Origin of the sequence: Gordonia sp. SGD-V-85 (genome assembly GCF_001456905.1) — a bacterium.
Taxonomy (GTDB): Bacteria; Actinomycetota; Actinomycetes; order Mycobacteriales; family Mycobacteriaceae; genus Gordonia; species Gordonia hongkongensis.
The window spans coordinates 335,805-356,536 of sequence record NZ_LNQO01000003.1 but is presented as its reverse complement, the minus strand read 5'-3'; the positions used below and the strand labels follow the sequence as shown (position 1 = coordinate 356,536).

The 20,732-nt window shown below is 66.2% G+C and carries 21 protein-coding genes; 11 read left to right on the top strand and 10 right to left on the bottom strand.

Annotated elements, in window-relative coordinates; genetic code table 11:
- Together AS181_RS05480 and AS181_RS05475 are read left to right on the top strand one after the other, a co-directional pair.
- Positions 1-1,488 (top strand): heavy metal translocating P-type ATPase (locus tag AS181_RS05480; protein ID WP_058250607.1); only part of this gene is annotated, 1,488 nt, incomplete at its 5' end.
- On the top strand, positions 1,485-1,832 hold the full coding sequence (locus AS181_RS05475; RefSeq protein ID WP_058250559.1) for a metal-sensitive transcriptional regulator: 348 nt from the start codon (positions 1,485-1,487) through the stop codon (positions 1,830-1,832). The genes AS181_RS05480 and AS181_RS05475, both read left to right, overlap by 4 nt.
- A gap of 18 nt (positions 1,833-1,850) precedes the next feature.
- Here AS181_RS05475 and AS181_RS05470 read toward each other — a convergent pair whose 3' ends face one another.
- Entirely contained in the window at positions 1,851-2,786 is a 936-nt protein-coding gene (locus tag AS181_RS05470; protein ID WP_058250558.1) for a M23 family metallopeptidase, read from the bottom strand.
- Positions 2,787-3,056: 270 nt separating this feature from the next.
- Between AS181_RS05470 and AS181_RS05465 the strand changes: the two genes are divergently transcribed.
- Entirely contained in the window at positions 3,057-3,710 is a 654-nt protein-coding gene (locus AS181_RS05465) for a DUF305 domain-containing protein (RefSeq protein WP_058250557.1), read from the top strand.
- Between the two features lie 28 nt (positions 3,711-3,738).
- Here the strand turns inward: AS181_RS05465 and AS181_RS05460 are convergent, their stop codons facing one another.
- Positions 3,739-4,530 carry a M56 family metallopeptidase gene (locus AS181_RS05460; protein WP_231742285.1) on the bottom strand — a complete coding sequence of 264 codons (792 nt, stop codon included), beginning with the start codon at positions 4,528-4,530 and terminating at the stop codon, positions 3,739-3,741.
- A gap of 347 nt (positions 4,531-4,877) precedes the next feature.
- Between AS181_RS05460 and AS181_RS05455 the strand changes: the two genes are divergently transcribed.
- Together AS181_RS05455 and AS181_RS05450 are read left to right on the top strand one after the other, a co-directional pair.
- A complete protein-coding gene (locus AS181_RS05455) occupies positions 4,878-5,243 on the top strand; it encodes a hypothetical protein (RefSeq protein ID WP_175404277.1) in 366 nt (121 codons plus the stop codon).
- A 121-nt stretch (positions 5,244-5,364) separates the two neighbouring features.
- Complete coding sequence (locus tag AS181_RS05450; protein WP_058250555.1) at positions 5,365-6,201, top strand: F510_1955 family glycosylhydrolase; 837 nt, start codon at positions 5,365-5,367, stop codon at positions 6,199-6,201.
- Between the two features lie 509 nt (positions 6,202-6,710).
- On the opposite strand, the gene AS181_RS05445 is transcribed toward AS181_RS05450, so the two are convergent.
- Together AS181_RS05445 and AS181_RS25110 are read right to left on the bottom strand one after the other, a co-directional pair.
- Positions 6,711-6,947, bottom strand: a complete 237-nt coding sequence (locus tag AS181_RS05445) for a hypothetical protein (RefSeq protein WP_074852728.1) — start codon at positions 6,945-6,947, stop codon at positions 6,711-6,713.
- A 58-nt stretch (positions 6,948-7,005) separates the two neighbouring features.
- A complete protein-coding gene (locus AS181_RS25110; protein ID WP_084811750.1) occupies positions 7,006-7,443 on the bottom strand; it encodes a hypothetical protein in 438 nt (145 codons plus the stop codon).
- A gap of 1,054 nt (positions 7,444-8,497) precedes the next feature.
- Between AS181_RS25110 and AS181_RS05435 the strand changes: the two genes are divergently transcribed.
- On the top strand, positions 8,498-8,995 hold the full coding sequence (locus tag AS181_RS05435; RefSeq protein ID WP_058250554.1) for a hypothetical protein: 498 nt from the start codon (positions 8,498-8,500) through the stop codon (positions 8,993-8,995).
- Between the two features lie 137 nt (positions 8,996-9,132).
- Here AS181_RS05435 and AS181_RS05430 read toward each other — a convergent pair whose 3' ends face one another.
- A complete protein-coding gene (locus AS181_RS05430; protein ID WP_058250553.1) occupies positions 9,133-10,074 on the bottom strand; it encodes an NADP-dependent oxidoreductase in 942 nt (313 codons plus the stop codon).
- Positions 10,075-10,312: 238 nt separating this feature from the next.
- Between AS181_RS05430 and AS181_RS05425 the strand changes: the two genes are divergently transcribed.
- Positions 10,313-10,900 carry a hypothetical protein gene (locus tag AS181_RS05425; protein WP_175404278.1) on the top strand — a complete coding sequence of 196 codons (588 nt, stop codon included), beginning with the start codon at positions 10,313-10,315 and terminating at the stop codon, positions 10,898-10,900.
- Positions 10,901-11,005: 105 nt separating this feature from the next.
- Here the strand turns inward: AS181_RS05425 and AS181_RS05420 are convergent, their stop codons facing one another.
- Entirely contained in the window at positions 11,006-11,365 is a 360-nt protein-coding gene (locus tag AS181_RS05420) for a hypothetical protein (RefSeq protein ID WP_223258902.1), read from the bottom strand.
- A 114-nt stretch (positions 11,366-11,479) separates the two neighbouring features.
- On the bottom strand, positions 11,480-12,055 hold the full coding sequence (locus AS181_RS05415) for a TetR/AcrR family transcriptional regulator (RefSeq protein WP_058250550.1): 576 nt from the start codon (positions 12,053-12,055) through the stop codon (positions 11,480-11,482).
- A gap of 110 nt (positions 12,056-12,165) precedes the next feature.
- On the opposite strand from AS181_RS05415, the gene AS181_RS05410 reads away from it, so the two are divergent.
- Positions 12,166-13,965 (top strand): ABC transporter ATP-binding protein, encoded by a 1,800-nt coding sequence (locus AS181_RS05410; protein WP_058250549.1) that lies wholly within the window; start codon positions 12,166-12,168, stop codon positions 13,963-13,965.
- A gap of 84 nt (positions 13,966-14,049) precedes the next feature.
- Here AS181_RS05410 and AS181_RS05405 read toward each other — a convergent pair whose 3' ends face one another.
- Together AS181_RS05405 and AS181_RS05400 are read right to left on the bottom strand one after the other, a co-directional pair.
- Positions 14,050-14,574 (bottom strand): hypothetical protein, encoded by a 525-nt coding sequence (locus AS181_RS05405; protein ID WP_058250548.1) that lies wholly within the window; start codon positions 14,572-14,574, stop codon positions 14,050-14,052.
- Positions 14,571-15,389, bottom strand: a complete 819-nt coding sequence (locus tag AS181_RS05400) for a class I SAM-dependent methyltransferase (RefSeq protein ID WP_058250547.1) — start codon at positions 15,387-15,389, stop codon at positions 14,571-14,573. The genes AS181_RS05405 and AS181_RS05400 overlap by 4 nt, the downstream gene beginning before the upstream one ends.
- Positions 15,390-15,576: 187 nt before the next feature.
- On the opposite strand from AS181_RS05400, the gene AS181_RS05395 reads away from it, so the two are divergent.
- Positions 15,577-18,060 (top strand): AAA family ATPase, encoded by a 2,484-nt coding sequence (locus tag AS181_RS05395; RefSeq protein WP_231742283.1) that lies wholly within the window; start codon positions 15,577-15,579, stop codon positions 18,058-18,060.
- Between the two features lie 256 nt (positions 18,061-18,316).
- On the top strand, positions 18,317-19,402 hold the full coding sequence (gene rsgA / locus AS181_RS05390; RefSeq protein ID WP_058250546.1) for a ribosome small subunit-dependent GTPase A: 1,086 nt from the start codon (positions 18,317-18,319) through the stop codon (positions 19,400-19,402).
- A 165-nt stretch (positions 19,403-19,567) separates the two neighbouring features.
- Here rsgA and AS181_RS05385 read toward each other — a convergent pair whose 3' ends face one another.
- Positions 19,568-20,338, bottom strand: coding sequence for a DUF6319 family protein (locus AS181_RS05385; protein ID WP_058250545.1), 771 nt, complete (start codon positions 20,336-20,338; stop codon positions 19,568-19,570).
- Between the two features lie 202 nt (positions 20,339-20,540).
- Between AS181_RS05385 and AS181_RS24900 the strand changes: the two genes are divergently transcribed.
- Positions 20,541-20,684, top strand: a complete 144-nt coding sequence (locus tag AS181_RS24900; RefSeq protein ID WP_156422431.1) for a hypothetical protein — start codon at positions 20,541-20,543, stop codon at positions 20,682-20,684.
- Positions 20,685-20,732 lie beyond the last annotated feature (48 nt).

Sequence of the window (20,732 nt, the reverse complement as noted above, 5' to 3'; positions counted from 1 at the left end):
CCGGCCGACGGTCGCGTCGTAGACGGCTCGGCCGAGCTCGATGAATCCATGGTCACCGGAGAATCGCGCACGGTGCGCCGCGGCATCGGCGATCAGGTGGTGGCCGGCACGGTGGCCACCGACTCGGGGCTGCGGGTCCAGATCACCGCCACCGGCGACGACACGGCGCTGGCCGGGATTCAGCGCCTGGTGGCAGACGCGCAGAACTCCACCTCCCGCGCCCAGCGGCTGGCCGATTCCGCCGCAGCGCTGCTGTTCTGGTTCGCGCTCGGCTCAGCGATCATCACCGCCATCGTGTGGACGGTCATCGGCCAACCCGACCAGGCGGTGATTCGAACCATCACCGTGCTGGTCATCGCCTGCCCGCACGCACTCGGCTTGGCTATCCCCCTGGTGGTGGCCATTGCCACCGAACGCGCCGCCCGCGGCGGCGTGCTGGTCAAAGACCGGTTGGCACTTGAGGCCATGCGCACTGTGGATGCGGTGCTGTTCGACAAGACCGGAACCCTGACCAAGGGTGAGCCCACGGTCATCGAGATCGCGGCCGCCGACGGCGTCGATGAGGACACCGTGCTCACCCTGGCCGCCAGCGCCGAAGCCGACAGTGAGCACCCGCTGGCGCGAGCAATTGTCGCAGCGGCCGGCGACCGCGCGCGGCCGGTGCCGGCGGCCACCGACTTCACCTCGTCACCGGCGGTCGGTGTGACCGCTCGCGTCGAGGGCGCCACAGTGCGGGTGGGCGGGCCCCGCATGCTCGAGGAACAGGGCCATCAGGAACTGGCCATCGCTGATCGCTGGCGCGCCGACGGCGCAATCATCCTGCATGTCACCCGCGACACTGAGCTGATCGGAGCTGTCAAACTTGCTGATGAGGTGCGCGGGGAATCCCGCCAAGCCGTCGAGGCGCTGCACGCCCGCGGGGTCGAGGTTGTGATGATCACCGGCGACGCCGAAGCAGTGGCGCACACCGTCGCTCACGACCTCGGTATCGACCGGGTGTTCGCCGGTGTACGCCCGGAAGACAAAGCCAGCAAGGTGGCCGAACTGCAGCACGAAGGACGCAAGGTGGCGATGGTGGGCGACGGCGTCAACGACGCCCCCGCCCTGGCCCAGGCCGATGTGGGCATCGCGATCGGGGCCGGCACCGACGTCGCGATCGCCTCGGCCGGGGTCATCCTCGCCAGCGACGACCCCCGCTCGGTGCTGTCGGTCATCGAGCTGTCGGACGCCAGCTACCGAAAAATGAAGCAGAACCTGTGGTGGGCAGCGGGATACAACCTGATCTCGGTACCGCTGGCCGCCGGAATTCTCGCGCCCATCGGGTTCGTCCTGCCGATGTCGGTCGGAGCGATTCTGATGTCAGCCTCGACGGTCGTGGTCGCACTCAACGCGCAACTGTTACGCCGACTCGACCTGCACCCAGGCGCGAGTACAGTGCGTGCACTGCAGCACAACCGACCGCGATCCATTGAGAAGGTGAGTCCATGACCGCTGCGTCCGCACCGGGACAATCCTCCACCCCGGAAGAATCCTCTGCCTCGGAACACTCTTCCCACGGTTACATCAGCGACAAGGGCAAATACCTGGCCCGCCTCAAGCGCATCGAGGGGCAATCCCGAGGTATCTATCGGATGGTCGACGAGGAGCAGTACTGCATCGACATCCTGACCCAGATTTCGGCGCTGACCAAGGCACTGGAGGGGGTGGCGCTGGGTTTGCTCGACGACCATCTCACCCACTGTGTGCTCGATGCCGCCCACGCCGGCGGCGAGGAGGCGCAGGAGAAGATCGCTGAAGCCTCGGCGGCCATCGCTCGCCTCGTTCGTTCCTGACCCACCACACCGGGTTCGTCACAGGCGTCGTTCGCCGACCCACTGGGGCACCACCGGCCCCGGCGCGGGGGCGTCGGCATCAGCGGCCATCGCCAGAACCACCCCGCGATCGGCCAGCCACTGTGCCGGATCGACGTTGACTCCCGTCGGGTCGAGAACCTCGAAATGCAGATGAGGGCCGGTCGAGACCCCACGGTTGCCCACTGTGGCGATCGATTGCCCCATCCGTACTCGCGCGCCCTGCTCGAGCAGATTCTCGTCGTTGTGGCCGTAGGTGGTGATCGTGCCGTCATCGTGGCGGATCCGCATCCACAACCCGAACCCCTCAGCGGGTCCGGAGGTGATGACTTCCCCGTCAGCCACCGCGACAATCGGCGCACCCAGTTCATTGCCGATATCAATGCCCTGATGGCCCCGTCCGTCACCGAAGGTGGACGTGATCTCACCCGCAGTCGGCGCCACCGCACCGCCACTACCGGGCAGCAGCGGTGTCGGCGTTCCGGGTTCCTGCGGCTGGGGGCCATGCGGCTCGTTCGGATCGTGCGGCACGATCGCGGCGATCAGGGTGGCCACCAGCCGGGCCAGCGGTAACGCGTCGATGATCCGGAACCCGTCTATCGGATCGATGAGCGAAAACGTGCCGAAGCACTGCAGCGCGGTCGCACTGCCCGCATCGCCGACGCTGCCCGACTGGGCCTGAGCACCCAGGCAGGACGCCGTCTGCGTGATCGGCTCCCCCAAACTCGCCGCCGCGGCACCACCCAATGCGGCCTTCACCGAGTCCTGCACGATCGCGATCAACTCCCCGGCCACATGTCCATCGGTCGAGGCCGCCGCCGGTGCGGTGGCAATCACAGGCGCAACGCCCACGCACATCGCCGCTGCCACCCCCAGCGCTTTGGGGCCCCACTGCTGCCCCGCCTTGACCCGTAGCGATGTCAACACCGTCTGCATGCGGTCGGACCTTTCCCGCGGACGTCGTAGACCCACGCACGAGTGCCGTGCGTGTACCCGCGAGATCACACCACAAGTCACTTGTGCCCCACCAGTCACACGCGACACCTCGACGAAGCGAACTATTGGGGCATTGGCGGCCGTGTTTGCGCAGTTCACGGCCCGTTTGGAGGGTGTAGAGTAGGCGACTAACTACTATCGGTGTTAGTAGAATCGTTATCGAAGCGCCGCCGGGCGGTGGCGAAGTATCACTCTTGAAGGAGGAGATCGATGAGAGCCACACGAACCGGTGTCGTCGTTGCTGCCGCGGCGGCTGTTCTGACAGTGGTGGCCGCGTGTTCGGACACCTCGACTGAGGATCATTCCTCGATGACGGGCATGGGCACCAGCTCAACGAGCGCCGAATCGTCGGCGGCGGCCACTGCCGAACACAACAGCGCGGACATCTCTTTCGCCCAGCAGATGATCCCGCACCACACCCAGGCGATCATGATGAGCGACATCCTGCTGGAGAAAGACAACATCAACCCCAAGGTCGTCAGTCTGGCGCAGCAGATCAAAGACGCTCAGCAGCCCGAGATCGAACAGATGCAGTCGTGGCTGAAGCAGTGGGGAGCCCCACTCGAGGGCCAGGGGCACAACATGGACATGGACACGTCGATGGCACCGGGTGCCTCCCCGATGCCGTCGATGATGGGAATGATGTCGCCAGAACAGATGCAGCAGCTACGCGACGCGCAAGGAGCCGAGGCGTCGCGCCTGTTCTTGACGCAGATGATCGAACACCACCGCGGCGCCATCGCCATGGCCAAGACCGAAATCCAAGACGGCCAATCGCCCGAGGCGATCGCCCTGGCACGTCAGATCGTCACTGACCAAGAGAACGAAATCGCCAGGATGCAGCAGCTTCTCAACAACCCCTAGCGGTCGGGCCCGCCCGGGTCGGTCTCGGCTACACACACATCGCGATCACCATCGCCGCCACGACACCGGACACCGCCAGTGTGGTCGGCACCGCGACCACACCAGCCACCGCCGCGGCGGCACCCACATGATGACGCCGCGATCGGCACCGGCGACCGGAGTCCAAACGGCTCAGCCGAGGCCCCACCGTCGACGACTCGCTGATCGAGAGCACACCCACCGGGCCCGCTACAGGTCCCGAACGGGCCAACGTTCCCAATGCCGAGCAGACCGCCCGCGCACCCACCAGCTGGGCGGCGCGGGCATCGGCGGCTTGCTCGACCAAGTCGGAGACCTCACGGCCCGCCCGGCTGAACAACGGAATCAGCGGGAACGCACGCCCGAGAGCGCGGGCCGCCAACACCACGGTGTGATGACGTTGCCGCCGGTGTGCGCGCTCATGGGCAACGACGGCATCGAGTTCCTCACCGGACAACGCCGCCCGCAACCCGGTCGTGGCGGCGATGCCGGCTTTCTTACCCGGCAGACAAAACGCCATCGGCCGCCCGTCGGCGAGCCACCACACATCGGGATAGCGCTCACTGCGGGCGCCCACCAACCGCAACGACTGCAAATACTCCTCACGAGCACCACGCATCCGCATCGCCGATCGCACCGCGATCGTCACTGCTCGGACAATCGCTGCCACGGTCACCGCCGCCAGCACGCCACCGGAGATCGCCTCCACCCGCGGGGATGCGCCGTGTGACAACACCCGCAGACACGACACCACCTCAGACAACGAATGGATGCCGAAATGACCGGGAACCGTCAGCGTCACAACAGCTCCCACCCACAGCAACGCAAACATAACCTGTGCGGCCGGCCAGGCCACCAACACCCAACGAGCATCGATACGGCCCTGCACTCGAACCATCCATCGAGGCCACAACCAGCCCAGCACACCTGCGGCAACAACTAACACCACCGCTGCACTCATGGATGCTCACCCATCGTTCGTCTCGATCCCCGACGCCCCGCCGTCTGCTCGCTGAGCCCACGGTCAACACACCCTTCCGGTGTGTCCGCACATCTGCACCACCAGCCAGTATGCCGCAGAGGTTCGCCCGTGACGCCCCAACTCCAGCACCCACCGCGTCGCTAACTACTAGGCTATATAGTAGTGTGATGACGCGGGTTGACCTGGCCTGCGCGTACCAGTTCGAGGAATACGCCGTGACCGAGACCCCGAGGGAGACGCACTCGCCCCCGAACGACCATCATCGCCAGTATCTGCATGCCATGCGAGACGTCTACCGAGCACCCACGCCATACTCGGCCCACCAGTTTTTCCACCGCGCCCACCACCTCAGCGTCACCTCGAACCGACGCCGCCACCTCGCCGCGCACATCGGTCTCGCCCGCCACCTCGCTGCGATCGGCGACCTCTCCGGGGCGCGTCACCACCTTGGTACCGTCCTGATCTCCCTCATTCTCCAAAGACGTTGCGGTCAAGAATCTTCGCAACCTTCCACTCCCACCCAGATGTCGTGATCACGACGCCCCCAGAGGGCCAGGGTGACTCTCTACTCGGTCTCGCCGCCACGCCGAACACACCCACCACCAGAGCCGCCACTACCGAACTCGGCCCTACCCACACGAAAGTCGTAGCCGCTTGCCTGCCTCGAGCCTGTCTATCCGCACTGCTGCGGTCGTTCTCTCAGTCATCGCCACGGTGACTGTGCTGACCGGCTGCTCCACCCAGGAACGACCCACATCCTCACCACCGCCGGCGGCCCCAGCGCAGACGACACTGACCCCAGAACTCGACCACCTCCACGCCCTGCACATCCGCGACGACGGCACCATCCTCGCCGGAACTCACACCGGCGTAGTCGCCCTCACCGCAGACGGAACCACCAGCCGGGTCGGCGCCTCCGACGACGACTTCATGGGACTGACCGGGGTACCCGGCTCTGACCGGCTCTTCGCCTCCGGCCATCCCAGCCCGCGGAGCTCGGCACCCAACCCGCTGGGACTCGTCGCCAGCGAAGATGGCGGGCAGACATGGACACCGAGATCGGTGGCCGGCCAAATCGACTTCCACGCGCTCGCCACCAACGGACAACTACTCGTAGGCTTCGACGGAATCAACCGCCTGCTCGTATCGACCGACGACGGGACAAGCTGGAACACCGGCGCGTCCCTGGCCGCAGCAGCACTCACGATCACCGACCACGGCGTCTGGGCGACCACCCCCGCAGGGCTGCAACACAGCACCGACGACGCCCAGACCTTCACAATCGTCCCCGATGCGCCGGCCCTAGCCCTCCTGGCGGCCGCACCCGATGGCACGCTCTGGGGCATTGACACCGCCAACACCGTCTGGCGCAGCCCAGACGGCACACACTGGGAACAACGCAGCACCATCAGCAGTGTCACCGCGCTGGTCGCCAGAGACGCCGAAACTGCATACGCCGCAAACGGGCAATCGCTATACACGCTCAGCTAACGGACTCGTGGGGAGCAACGAAGGAAGGAGGCGACTGAGATCCGGAAGAGCGTTTAGATCTCGCCCACTCCTCGCGAGAACCGCCTAGGTCGCCCGGGCACCCCCCTCTGTCAGATCGCCTTGGGCGGGGACGGCCATCGAAGGCCCCGCCAATCGGCTGTCCTGGTAGCTGCAGTGATGACATAACGTAAAATCGGCGATGAACAAGGACGAGTGAAAACAGATGCGAGTCAGCACCTTTGGGTTCTGACCGTTCCCCCGATGCTAAGCAAAGATCACTACCCTGGGTTGGAGTGGCGCCACGTCAGTGGTTGCCGCCTGGCTCCCGAGTCCGTTGTCAGCTGGAACTCACACTGGGCGGGTTCTAGTCCGTAACGTACGGACTGAGCCTGTCTAGGCCCGCCCCCTGTTACTCGTCATACTTCAACACGTCTCGCTACCGGCTGAATGACGCAGGGGGAGAACACCTCTCACGGTGATGTGACATAAGTGTTGCCACTCACGTACCCCTAACCGTTGAAGGGTGGAAGGCCGAAATGTCGAAGCGCAATGAGGGTTGCGATGATCTCCACGATGGCGATGAGAAGCGCCGAGATCGCAATGCCAGCGCCGCGTTCGTACGGCCGTCTTTGGACTTCGGAGAACGCAATGAACGCGAACACAACAGTGACCGGGATCAGGCCCAGGAGCGCGGCGAACAGTGCGAGGCAGGCACAAAGGTTCGTCGTTTCTTCAGGTTTGGGCAAGTGGACTGGGTCCGCGGTGAGGGTGACGCGCGAGCCTTCGCGACGAGTTACGGGCACGCTACTGAGCCGTCCAATCGCCAAACGGCAGACCAACACTGAATAGCAACACGACCACAACCGCTATCTCAACGACAGCGATGACGATGGCAGCGACGGCTAAGCCGAAGCCTTGCTCGTGCGGTCGTCGTGCTGTCTCGCGGATCGCAATCCACGCGAGAACGATCGCGGCCGGCACAATTCCCGCGAGTGCCGCGAATAGTGCTGCGATGGCGCAACCGTTCGTCGTTTCATCAGGGTGATGGCCGTACGGGGTCACCTGCGTGCGTCCACGCGTCAGAGTGCTGCTCATGCGTATGCCGTCAGTGCAGCCGAAGTAGTTCGTCGTGGCGTTGTCATCGACACATAAAAGGGCACGTCTGAGTGTAGGTGCACCGCGCTGAGCCGCAGTACGTCGGATATACAACTCCTCGGCGTGCCGGTGCTTCTCGGCGTACATCGAACAGTTCTAGTTGGGACTGTGTCAGCTGGAGTGGTGGACGAATACCCTCCTGACTTCAGTGTGCCAAGGTCGTACCCCGTCCGACCATCCGCGCCTGGCTTGCCGGTGTCGGCATTCACCACCAGCGCTGCGAGGGAAGGCTCCCCCGCGTGATTGCACTCATCCGACAACGCGTCGAGGACGCGCGGCAACCTATTGCGTAGCTCGACTCCACTCATGCCGATCGCCGTTCCGAGCTCTTTATAAGTCAGCAACGTTCTACGCATTGCCGCGACAGTAAGCGCAGCTCGTGCTCGCGCGACCTCATCTTTCCAGTCTTTAGCCATTCCCCCAATGTAGGGCTGCGGCTAGCTGTGTGTACCGCGTCGGCGACGTCATCCAATGATCCGTGTCCCACCACGGCCCGGCCGGACCTTACACGACCGGTCGCGCGCGGGGCTAAGTTACTCGCCCTACATCAACACGTCCCGTTACCAATTAAGCAGCCAAGGTGCCGGACCTCCGCTGAACCTCGAAGCTGCGACGCGACCCATGTCGTCGTCCGACGAACGCATCGGCAACGACCTTGCCTCACGTTCCGATGAGTTCCTACTTTTACAGCGCAGCGGGCCGGCGTGATGAACATCCAGACGTCTCGTGCGCCGTCCAGTCGGCCGACAGGCGTGACGAACAATTTGGCGTCTTGTCCGCCGAACCCGACGCTAGCCGCTCTTAGGCCGATTCCTTGCCTATGTCGTCAACATGACCGCATGTTGTCTTTCGTCACGTGTGACGAAACGCATGTGTGGCCGCGCGTTGCGGCGAACCACCCGACAGGCTTTGTCGGAGTACAGCATCCGGAGTCTGTCGAGCGATGTGACAGTCGGCGACCAGGATGACCTACCATGCCTGTGGTCGGTCTGGTTCACCGTTCGCCCCGTCCGCCGGGCGTGTGCCCGCACACGAACCCGAATTCCGTTGAAATCAAACGACTGCTGCCGTCAGCAGTCGCCAACGCCACCGGTTCCGACGGTGAGTTTTCGCTGCCGAACCCACAGGGAGGGTAATTCCTATGCCGCACAATGAGTCACGGTCCGACCGGTCGTCGGTGGCGGACAGGGTCGCCCAGACCACCGGGGAAGCCATCCGCGCGGCGCGCGCCCACGACTCCGAGGCGTTCGGTGCCGCGACCGACCTTCTCGCGTTGCACCCCGAGTCACGGGAGGTGCATGCGCTCATGCTGCGCGAACTCCTCGAGACCGTGTTCCCCGATGGGCTGACCGGCGATGATGTGTCCGAGGTGATGACCAGCACCAGCCGTGCCGCCGCCTCGTGGACTTCCGCCGTCAGTCCCACAGCGGTAGCCCTCGTGCTGACCGGCGCGTTGGGAGTGGGCGACACCGCCGACCCCGATGCGCTGCCGTCCGCCGGCCTACTGGACGCCGAGACCACCGCCGCTGCCCTCGTGGTCATCACCGACCTCACGGCACGTGCCGATGTCGACCCGATGGAGTACGTGACCCGAGCTGTGGACGAGATTCGTCGCACCCAGACAATGGAGATGCCTTGATCGGTGGTCACACGGTGACCGCGAGCCGCCTGTCGTGTTGGATGACGACCTGCACGCGGGACCGACTGCGAGGGCCCAGCGGGGTCGAACGCACCTACGTGCAGAGGCGAACCTCGACTAGATGACCTGTGCTGTCATCAGCTCGCGACGCGTATGACGACCTTGCCGCGCACGTGACCGGACTGGCTCCGCTCGTGCGCGTCGGAGGCATCAGCGAGATCGAACACCTCCGCGATCTCCGGCGTGAGATCGCCTGCGTCGGCGAGTCGGGCGAGTTCGGCAAGATCCGCGGGGTCGGGACGCACCCAGACGCAGTGGCCGCCGAACTCGTCGCGCGCCCGCGCGTCGGTGATCGAGGCGACCGTGCCGCCGTCGCGCAACACGTCCTCGACCGAGTCGAGTGCGTCGCCGCCCACGTAGTCGAGGATGACGTCGACACCCTGGGGCTCGAGTGCCCGTACCCGGTCGGTGAGGCCCTCGCCATACGTCGTGGGCTCGGCGCCCAGACTGCGGAGATAGTCGTGGTTCGACTCCGAGGCCGTCCCGATCACGCGTGCGCCCAGGGACCGGGCGATCTGCACGGCGAACGTTCCGACTCCGCCCGCGGCGGCGTGAACCAGCACGGTGTTTCCGGACTGAACTCCTGCCCGGCGGATGGTCTGCAGAGCGGTGAGACCGGCCAGCGGGAGCGCCGCAGCCTCTTCGAAGGACCAGTTCGACGGCTTGTGTGCCAGGGTGCGCACCGGGGCGGCGACGAACTCGGCGAACGTCCCGCCCGCCACTTCCCCACCGACGACGTCCTTACGGACGTAACCGAACACTTCGTCGCCGACCTGGAACTCAGGTGTGTCCAGGCCGACCTGCTCGACCACTCCCGCGACGTCCCAGCCCGGGACCACCGGGAAGACGGTGTCCATGATCTCGGCGAGATAGCCCTCGCGAACCTTCCAGTCCACGGGATTCACACTGGAGGCGCGGACGCGCACCAGCACGGAGTCGGGTCCGACTTTGGGCGTGGGCAGGTCGGTCAGTTCCAGGACGTCGGGACCGCCGAAGCGGTCATAAGTGATTGCTCGCATGGTGGCACCAACGGGACGCTCGTCGGAATGATTCCAACAGCTCGGCGATGTCTGCTGACGTCCCATCGTCGTGATGCGTACCGAATGCGCCCGTTATCCGGCAGGCCGGGACGTGGTCCATCGCGGGAACAACCAGCGCAATCCCGGCCCGAGCCTGCTGGACGAAGCCCGGTCGCAGCATGAAAAACATTGTGCCGTAGTGTTTTCACCCGTGAATTTCGCTGCTGCCGACGCCATCGTGACCGACTCCACTACCCACGCCTGCGTGTGGTGCTCATCCAGCGACGACATCGCCGAACTCCGCGGCGAACCGCGGTGCGGGCGCTGCCGCGCGGCAGAACAGACCATAGCGGCGGCCCGCGAGTTCGTCGGCTTCTATGGTCTGCGACCCTTGGGCGCGTCAATGACGTCGGACGACGACGAAGAACGCGAACACCGGGTGGCGGCCCGTGACGCCTGGGCAGTGCTGAATCGGACCCGCACACAGCCCCCACCGCGCGTCCGGTCCGGCCGGCGCGGTGTCACACGATCCGCGTCCACCACCACAAACAAGGACGGCAGCACAACGGCTCGCAAAGCCAAGAACGTCGGGGCCGGAAGCGCCCGCCCTGCGGACGTCTCCCGACCCGACCACGAGGAGCTCATGAGCCGCGCGCAGTCCTTGCTGGCGCAGCTCGCCGAGATCGAGGAACGGCTGGCAGTCGCGCAGACGGACCCCGGACTGAGCGGCAAGGCCAAGGCGAGCGACTTGACCGCCAAGCGCGATTCGGTGCTGCGTACGCTCGCCGCTCTGGAAAAGGCCAAGCGGGCCCTGGAGCCGGCCTGAGTTCTCACGTGCCAGGACGGTTGTGATCCGAAAGGCGATGAACCGTTCCCCGATCCTCCTCACGGAGTAGCGAACGGGAAAGCGCGGTCCACAGCGATTCCACCGTCACCGCCACAGCGACACGATCAGGACGAGGGTGAGCAGCTTCAGGGCCCAATCCCCGAGGTGTACAGCTGCCGCGGACAGGGCCGTTCCCTCGTGGAAGACCGCGCCCGCGAACAGTACCAACGGGATGAGGAACAGCCCCGCGGCGAGCAGAAGTGCACCGGTGGCATCCGGATCGAGTTGCGCGACCAGACCGGCGACGAGGAGTACGAGCAGTGCGTTGCGGATGAGTTCGACAACCGGCGTCGCCCAGGTCGGTCGGTGTACTTCCGCCGCGGCGGGTGCACCCACGACGCCGTAGTACACACCGCTCACCAGGAACGCGGCGACCGCTGCGGCCACGCACGCCAGTACGTTCACGCTGCCCAATGTCTCATCCGATCGGTAGGTGCAGGGTCTGACACCACCCCGATACAACACTCATCGGTGGTAGAAGTGTTGCCCCGACCCAAAGCCCACGCGTGCGTCGGCTTCTCAGTCGGCACCGACTCCGGAGAAGAACGTCCGGACGGCGACATCGGCGGCGCGGCGACGCGACATCACCCCGCCGGCGATCGAGACCGCACCGACAAAACAGAGTGAATAGAACACCCCGGCCAGCCATCTCGTTTCGAGATCACCGGCGATGGCACCGTCTTTCTGCGCCCGAGAAAGGACCTCCGGAAGCATCTGGTCCTCTTCCTCAGCCCACTCCGGGTGGCCGTCGAACCGGTGTGGGTCGGCGAACAGGAACACGATGACGTCGTCGATGCCGATGATCACCCGCATCAGCGATTCGAGTGCTGCGCGAGCCGATTCGCACCCGTCGACCGCTTCGCTCGCCTGCCGCTCGAGAACGCTCCTCGCCTCGACGAGCGCCGCATCGACGAGAGACTGACGGTCGGGGAAGTGGCGGTGCAAGGTGCTGCGGCTGACGTCCGCCCGGTCGGCGATGTCGCCCAGGGACGTCGAGAAATCAGTTGCCCACGCCGCGATGGCGGCTGACACTATGGCCTGTCGGGTGCGCAGGCGCACGCCCGAGACGGCAGCCGGTTCCGGCGCATCGTTCACCTGGCCGAGACTATCCACCACACTCGGGTCTCTGCAACACACTTGATTGAAAATGGGACATCGATGTGTCATTGTAGAGCTTGCATGTTCCGCTCGGGAGGGCTCACACCATGACGACTTCGACAACCGCGGCCGATCCCGGGCAGACCCCGGATATGCCCATGCGCGCCAAACCCGTGATCCTCTGGGACTACATACGCCCCTACCGGGGCGTCCTTGCCGTGGGCGTCGTCCTCGGGTTGCTCGGCACCGCTGCCGAACTCGCCACTCCTCTGGTCACGAAGTGGGTACTCGACGGTCTCGCGGTGTCCGAGTCCCTTACGGCGCCGATCACGGTTCTGGCCGTGCTGCTCGTCGCCGGATCCGTGATCGGGCTGATCCAGACGATCATGTTGGGCACGCTGGCCGAACGCATCATCCTGGCCACCCGAACCGGGCTGATCGGCCACCTGCTCCGCGTCGAGGTCCCCGAACTCGCTCGCAGACCGAGCGGCGAGATGGTCGCCCGCGTCACCTCCGACACTCTGCTGATCCGGGAAGCGACGACATCGAGCATCGTCAACGGTGTCAACGGCTTCGTGGGGATGGCCGGCGCGCTGGTACTCATGGCGGTTCTGGACCTCCCGCTCTTCGCGACCACGATGGTCGTCATCATCATGGTCGGTGTCGCCGCAGCAGTCCTGATGCCCGGTCTCGCCAAGGCGCAGCAAGACGCGCAGGCCGAGATCGGTTACCTGGGTGGACGATTGGAAGGGATTCTCCGATCGATCCGCACCGTCAAGGCGAGTCGCGCCGAGGCACGTGAGTCCGACCGGATCGGCGAGTTCGCGCATCGGTCGGCGAGGAAAGGCATCCGGGCCGTCCGTATCGAGGCGTGGGCCTGGACGATCACCGGTGCGGGGATCAACCTCGCGGTGATGATCGTGCTGGCGTTCGGGGCCTGGCGCGTGGCGGACGGCTCGATGACCGTCAGTACCCTGATCGCCTTCCTGCTCTACGGGTTCCAGCTGATGATGCCGGTCTCGCTGCTCACCATGAGTGTCACCGCACTGCAGTCCGGACTTGCCGCTGCCGCTCGGATCTCCGAGATCTCGGATCTCAGAACGGAATCGGACGACGCGGTGTCCGAGCCCGCGCCGGCCCGTGTCGACCGGACCGCTGCCGCGCTCGAACTTCGCGATGTGGTGTACCGCTACGCGCCCGATGCTCCCGCCGCGCTCGACGGAATCGACCTGACGATTCCACGCCGAGGGCACACCGCCATCGTCGGACCGTCGGGTGCCGGGAAGACGACGATCTTCTCCCTCTTCCTGAAGTTCCTGCGGCCGGATCGCGGCGAGATCGTGCTCGACGGCCGACCGTTGGATCAGTGGACACTTCACGATTTACGAGCCCGGATCGCCTACGTCGAACAGGACACCCCGCTCGTTCCCGGAACCGTGCGCGACAACCTCGTCTATGCGGCACCCGAGGCCTCGGACGACGAGGTCTGGCGCGCACTCGCGGCTGTTCGGATGGATGACCGGGTCCGTGCGATGCCGGACGGTCTCCTCACCGACGTCACCACGTCCACCCTTTCCGGCGGGGAACGGCAGCGGATCGCACTCGCCCGGGCGCTGGTCGTGGACCCCGAACTCCTCCTGCTCGACGAGGTGACCGCCCAGCTCGACGGGCTCACCGAGGCCTCGGTGGCCGAGGGGATCCGACGACAGGCGACCCGCGGAGCCGTCGTCACGATCGCCCACCGGCTCTCGACCATCATGGACGCCGACCAGATCGTCGTCCTCGAGGCCGGTCGGGTGCGCGCTGTCGGCAACCATCGAAGCCTGCTCGCCACCGACGAGCTCTATCGCGAGCTGGTGGCCGCCATGCGTATCGACACCGACCTCGAACCCGCAGACCGCACGTAGTCCGGCACTTGCCCACCCGGTCGAGCCCGGGTGGGCGCTGCCGGGTGGGCGCTGTCGGGTGGGCGCTGCCAGGTGGCTGTCGGGTCAGAACCTGCCGACCACCACGTTGGTGGTCTGGACGCGCGCCCGGCAGTCACCGTCGGTGAACCGGACCCGGACGAACACCTCGTCGGCACCGTCCCGGTCCTCATCGAGAACCGAACTGGGAACCACGAATTGGCGAAGATATTCGAGTCCACGGTCCGATGCACGCAGGAATCCGTCGGTGCTCACCGAGGTGCCCGGGAAGTTGCGATCGTAGAGGTACTGCTCCTTCCCGTCGTCTCCCAGCACGATGTAGTGCATGCCACCACAGCCCCGATCGTTGATGTGGGTGACGAACCCGACGGCGTCCGCACGGGTCATCGGATACAGACCCTGGATGATGATGCGGTTCTTGCCGGCGCCGGTGATGTTCTGATCGACGATCGTCAGAGTCGCGCCCGGCGTGCGGGCGGGCGCTGCCGATGCCGTCGTCGCCAGCGGTGCCGCCACCCCGACGGCAGCGGCGATCGCCACCGCCGAAGCCAGGCGGGTGATGACCTTGCGGTGTCTGCGAGAAGCGTTCACGACCGCACCGCCTCGACCACGCGGTACTCCCAGTCGATCGAGATCCCGCCGGGGACCGGCCGCTCGTGGGACTCTGCGAGTGCGATGAGATCGGCTCGGAGTGCCTGCTCACCGTCGTCGTCGAGCTTCGACGCGGCGGTGAACGTCGGCCCGTAATGGCTCAGGAACAAGTCCGCGAACGCGGACGCGTCGACGAACCTCACGGTCAGCGCGGCAGTGTGCGAGTCCAGCGACTGCACACGGTCACCGAGCAGCGAGGCGACGTACTCCTGGTCGCCCCAACGAGTGGCGGGACGAGCTCCGGGAGGTGGCGTCACGTGGCGGCCGACGGCGGCGAGCATCCCGCCGACGAAACCGTCCGCAGTCCAGCTCGTGACGACGATCCGCCCACCCGGTCGGACGACGCGGGTCAGCTCGCGGGCCGCCTGTTCGTGATCGGCGGCGAACATGATGCCGATCGTCGAGATGCCGGTGTCGAAGGCCCCGTTGCCGAACGGCAGAACCTCGGCGGGGGCCTCGATGAAGTCGACGTCGAGATGCTCTGCGGCTGCACGGCTGCGGGCGATGTCGAGAAGTGCAGGCACATAGTCGATCGCGGTGACGTCGCCGCCCTGCCGGGCTGCGGCGAGTGCCGAGTGGCCGGTGCCGGTCGCGACGTCGAGAACACGGTCGCCGGGGATGACCGACGCCGCGGCGACGGTCGCTTCGTTGACCGGCACGGTCAGCGCGGCGATACGGTTGTAATCGCCGCTGCTCCAGACCTTCTGCTGCTTGTCGCGCAACGAGACGAGGTCCGGGGAGAGGGATGTCGTCATTGGATTGTCCATTCTATGTGGTGGGACGACTGGCCGTCGGTGACCGATGTCGGTACCGGCGCACCACAACAGTCGGTCACCGGGCATGCGGGCCACATCGGTGAGGACCTCCCATCTTTCGTCGAGCGTCCTGCCCTTGAATGGGTAGACCCACCTATTCGGCCGTCTCGCGGCCTACACTCGGACGGTGCGTCTGTTGGAGAGAACCGATCAGTTGTCGCAGATCAGCGCGGCATTTGCCCGGTTCCCGACCGGCTCGGCGTTCTCGATCACGGGCGAGAGCGGCGCGGGCAAGACGACGCTGGTCGCGCAGATCTGTGCGACCGCTGCAGATGTGCGCGTCCTGCGGGTGGCCTGCGATCCGCTCGACACCCCGCGACCACTGGGACCGGTGAAGGATCTCGGGATCGGCCGCGAGCCGATGATGCTGGCCGACGTCTGCGAGGCCGCCTTCGCCCATCTCGGCGCCGAGCCGACGCTGCTGGTGGTGGAAGATCTGCACTGGGTCGACGCCGCCTCGACCGATGTGCTGCGGTTCTTGTGTCGCCGGATCGAGTCGGTGCCGCTGCTCTTGCTGCTGACTCATCGAGATCTCGAACCGCAGGCGGCGGCGCGTGCACTTCTCGCCGAAGACGTCTGTCGGATCGAACTGCCGCCGCTCAGCGTCGCGGCGATCGCAGAGCTGGTCGAGGGCACAGGTCTCGATCCCGCGCGTGTGCATGCCGCGACCGGCGGCAACCCCTATTTCGCGACCGAGGTCTCTCGTGAACCCGACCTGCCGATCCCGTCGTCGGTGCGCGATGCGGTCCTGGCGCGGACGACCAAGGTCAGCGCGGCCGATTTCGAAGCCCTTCAACTGATTGCGGCGTCGCCGGAACGGGTGTCGGACACCGCGCTGCCGGTCCTGCGGATCGGTTACCCCACTCTGCAGCGTCTCGCCGACACGGGACTTCTGGAATGGGGGCCCGACGGCACTCTTTTCCGACACGAATTGGCCCGTCGGGCAATCGAATCCACGATTCCGCCGGGTGGGGTGGCCCATCTGCACGCGCAGCTCCTGGACGCACTCGAGCAGCTGGTCACCGTGCACCCGTCGGTGTTGACCCACCACGCCGTCGCCGCCCGGGACTTCGACCGCGCCGTCCGTCATGCCTGCGCCGCAGCCGAGGACGCCATCCGCGGCGGAGCGCACACCGAGGCCGTCGCGTACTACGAGATCGCCAAGCAGCACCAAGTCAATGCTCCGGCCCGCGAGCGTGCCGAACTGTTGTTGGCGCTGGCCAACGAGCAGTACATGGTCAGCCGACTGCGCGATGCGATAGCCAGTGTGAACGAGACCTTCCCGTTGTGGACCGAACTGGGTGACGACACCGGGTTGGCCACGGCACATGTGGCCGTCGGGGTCTACGAGTACTACAGCGCGCATCGGCAGAGCGCGGAATCGCACCTGGGTCGTGCCGCGGAGATCGCCAACGGGACGGGGGCGTCGGCGGTGTACAGCGAGGCGCAGATCCACCGCGCGTTTCTCGCGTTCATGCGGGGCGACGTGTCGGGAACGGCGTCCCTGCTGGCCGACACCGCGTCGGCATCCGACGAGGAACTGCGGCTGTGGAACAAGGTCGTCTCGGACTCGGCTGCGCTGTCCACCGGCGAAGTCGACTCTCGCAGAAGACTTCTCGATCACATGGAAACCGCCCGCACCCTCGGCTTCGACGAACTCGCATCAACCGTCTATTCACAGGTGGCCAGTCTCGATGTCGAACAGGGAAGGTACCGGGCTGCCGACCGGATCCTCGACGCGGGTCTCCCGTTCACGGTGGAGCGCGACATCCAGATCTGTCGCCACTGGCAGACCGCGGTGCGGAGTCGCCTGCATCTGACCCGCGGACACTGGAACGGAGCCCTCGAGGACGCCGGGGCGGTCATCGACGCCGACGGGATGCCGATCGCCACGCTGTGGCCGCTCCTGGTCACCGTGCTGGTGCCGCTCCGATGCGGCGCGTCGTTCGACATCGACGAGATCGAGAACGCCTGGACCCTCGCCAACCAGATCGATGAACCCCTCCGACGGCTCGCGGTCCTGACCGCCCTGGCGGAGATCAGTTGGATGACCGGGACCGAGGACGCCCGGGTCACCGCGGCGCATACCCTCGACGATGACGGAACAGAGTGGGGCTCAGGGAGTCTCGCCGTCTGGCGTGCGAGGCTCGGGTTGTCGACGCAGACCGGGCCGATCGCGGCGTCGTACCGATTGTCGCTCGACGGTCGGCACGCCGATGCCGCGCGCTGGTGGTCAGACGCGGGTGATCCGTTCGCATCGGCGATGTGCTGGTTGGATTCCGACGAACCAGCCCGTGGTGTGACGATGCTCGACGGACTCGGCGCCGCGGGTACCGCCGATCGTGCGCGTGCGTTGATGCGCGAACGGGGTTGCGCCACCGTCCCGCAGCGCCCTCGGCCCACGACACGCGTGAACCCCGGTGGCCTGACGAACAGGCAACTCGAGGTCGCCCGCCTGGTGGCGGAGGGACTATCGAATTCGGAGATCGCCAAGCGGCTGTACATCTCGTCGAAAACCGCGGACCATCACGTGTCCGCGGTCCTGGCGAAGCTGGGGATGACGTCGCGTCGTGAGGTGCTCGCGCAGGGCGCCGCGTTGGGGCTCCGGTAGCGCGAACCCGCGGAAGAAAAAGGAGTGGTGGGCATCGCCGGACGGTGTTAGCGTGAGCCGCTCTGTCCGGAGGGGGCAGCACGAGACCTGGAGGTGAGTCGATGGTTGCCGTCGAGATCGCTGGCATCGTCAGCATCCGAACCATCCCTGTTCCTCCAGCCCGTTGCTGATCCTCGAACACCGTTCTCGCACGACCGACTGAGTTGCGAGTCGGATGACTCCTGGGGTCGCGGGCTTTCCTCGAAAGTCCCCAACAGTGAATTCTGCAAGTAATTCGTCTTTTCCCGTCGAGCTCGCCGCTCTCGGCTGGGACGAGCATTTCTCGACCCTGTACACCGACCGCGCGTCCGACGACGAGCTACCAGCTCGCATCGTGCGGGTGGATCGCGGCGGGTGCGACACCATCACCGCATCAGGTCCGGTCCGCGCCATCCGCGGTGTCGGGCGGACTGCGGAGCGCGAACAGTCCGTGTGCACCGGCGATTGGGTGGTGCTGCGCCGAGACGACGGGCAGGCCCGGATCGTGCACCTGTTGCCGCGCCGGACGGCGATCGCGCGCGCGAGTTCGGATCGGACATCGGAACGGCAGGTGCTCGCCGCCAACGTCGACACGGTGATCATCGCGGTGTCGGTCGCGGACAGGGTGAATGTCGGTCGCGTCGAACGCCTGCTGACCTTGGCCTACGACGCCGGCACCCGGCCGATCATCGCGTTGACCAAGTCGGATCTGGTTGACGATCCTCTTCCGGGTGAGGCGATGGTCGCCGCGGTCGCTCCGGGCGCCGACATCGTGACGACGAGCACGATCACCGGCGCAGGCGTTGATCTCCTCGAGTCCACCATGACCGGCACCGCCGTCCTGCTGGGCTCGTCCGGCGCCGGCAAGTCGAGCCTGGCCAACGCATTACTCGGTCGTGAACAGATGGCGGCCAACGAGATTCGGGCGGTCGACGGAAAGGGTCGGCACACGACGGCGCACCGCGAGCTGCTGCTCCTGCCGGGAGGCAAGGTACTCATCGACACACCTGGCCTGCGTGGGATCGGGGTGCAGGATGTCGCCGAGGCGGCCGGCCGTACGTTCGCCGACATCGAAGAGCTGGCTCGTGAGTGCGCGTTTCGCGATTGCGAACACCGCAGTGAGCCGAGATGTGCCGTACAGGAGGCGATCCGGGACCGCCGACTCGACGCCGGCCGGCTGGAACGCTATCGCAAGCTGCTGAGGGAAAGTGAGTGGTCGGCCGCTCGGGGCGACGCCCGACAGGCGAGCAAACGGAGCAAGCGGGACAAAGCGATCACGCGAGACATTCGCGCGATGTACCGGTTCCGGGACCGGCAGGCCTGACGGGCCGTTCGTGACGCGCCCTCCGCAAGCTCCGGGCGCTCCTCAGGGAGCAGGGGGTCGCCCTTGCAGGCTCCGGGCGCTCCTCAGGGAGCAGGGGGTCGCCCTTGCAGGCTCCGGGCGCTCCTCAGGGAGCAGGGGGTCGCCCTCGCAAGCTCCGGGCGCTCCTCAGCGAGCGCGGCCGCGCTGGTCGTCGACGGACCCGTCGAGGTTGGCCAGCGCGGCCCGCGCGGCTTCGAGTTCCTGACTGAGCTCGTCGATGCGGCGTTGCGCGGCCGTTCGGGCCGATTCGATGACGGCGTCGACCGCGGCGATCGCGGTCTCGTCATCGAGCTCCCGCATCGCCCGGGCCACCCGGTCGGCGGTGATCTCGACGGGTTTCGCCAGCTTTCTGGTTCCGACCGCAACCGACAGCGTCCACGTGCTCTCCCCTGCCGCGGTGATGGTGACCGTGGTCGGCGCGGTCGGCGTCTTGGCCTTTCGCGACGACCTGGTCGTCGCAGGCGCCGGCGCCGACTCCGCCGCCCCCGGCGGGGCATCCGTCGCAGGACGCGCCTTTCGGGACGGGCGGGCGGAACTCGATTCCTCGACATCTGTTTTCGATGACGACGTCGGTTGTGGCTTCGGGGGCGCCGGTTCCGGTGTGCGTCGACGAACCGCAGCGGTCGCAGTGGTGGCGGCCTCCGGTCGGTGACGTCGCAGTTCGTCGGCTTCGAAGGGCAACTGGTCGTCGACGCCCCTCGGGCTCACCGTCACTGTCGTACCGTCGATCGACACGACTCGCGCCGAGGCGCCGGCCTCCAGGTTCAGCGATGGCATCGCATCGCGCAGATAGACCGTGGCTCGCTTACCGGCCGCGAGTGCCGCGGACAGCGACTCCAGGTCGTCGGGACTCAAGCCGGCCCTCGTCTGTGAACTCACCGCGCCATTGTCGCACATGCGTGCGAATCAACGTTACCCATCCCTGCGTCGCGCCATTGGCGCTTCGCCGTTTGCGCAGTTCAAACCTAGTAGCTATGACCGTTATCGTTTCGTTACCCTTCGCATCGGTGTGGCCTCGAACGTCGCCGCCGGGTCTCTGCGAAACGTTCGCGGCCCTAATGTTCTCGGGGAAGGTAACGGGTCTTCGGAGGGACAACTTGTGACAGAGGCCAGCACCCCGACACGCACATCGTCGGTCAAGGCACGCGAGACCCCGATTGCCGATCACGCGTATGCAGGCGTCACGATCGCGGCGCTGCTGTGCGCGACCTCGGCAGCGACATTCCTGACGCTCTTCCCCTGAACCGGGCGTCCCTCAGACCTCAAGTGGAAAGCACCACAAGTGCTCATT

Excerpts from the sequence above, each read along its gene's own strand:
- AS181_RS05475 (WP_058250559.1), top strand. The coding sequence starts at position 1,485 with ATGACCGCTGCGTCCGCACCGGGACAATCCTCCACCCCGGAAGAATCC.
- AS181_RS05470 (WP_058250558.1), bottom strand. The coding sequence starts at position 2,786 with ATGCAGACGGTGTTGACATCGCTACGGGTCAAGGCGGGGCAGCAGTGG.
- AS181_RS05465 (WP_058250557.1), top strand. The coding sequence starts at position 3,057 with ATGAGAGCCACACGAACCGGTGTCGTCGTTGCTGCCGCGGCGGCTGTT.
- AS181_RS05455 (WP_175404277.1), top strand. The coding sequence starts at position 4,878 with ATGACGCGGGTTGACCTGGCCTGCGCGTACCAGTTCGAGGAATACGCC.
- AS181_RS25110 (WP_084811750.1), bottom strand. The coding sequence starts at position 7,443 with ATGTACGCCGAGAAGCACCGGCACGCCGAGGAGTTGTATATCCGACGT.
- AS181_RS05435 (WP_058250554.1), top strand. The coding sequence starts at position 8,498 with ATGCCGCACAATGAGTCACGGTCCGACCGGTCGTCGGTGGCGGACAGG.
- AS181_RS05430 (WP_058250553.1), bottom strand. The coding sequence starts at position 10,074 with ATGCGAGCAATCACTTATGACCGCTTCGGCGGTCCCGACGTCCTGGAA.
- AS181_RS05410 (WP_058250549.1), top strand. The coding sequence starts at position 12,166 with ATGACGACTTCGACAACCGCGGCCGATCCCGGGCAGACCCCGGATATG.
- AS181_RS05400 (WP_058250547.1), bottom strand. The coding sequence starts at position 15,389 with ATGACGACATCCCTCTCCCCGGACCTCGTCTCGTTGCGCGACAAGCAG.
- AS181_RS05385 (WP_058250545.1), bottom strand. The coding sequence starts at position 20,338 with ATGTGCGACAATGGCGCGGTGAGTTCACAGACGAGGGCCGGCTTGAGT.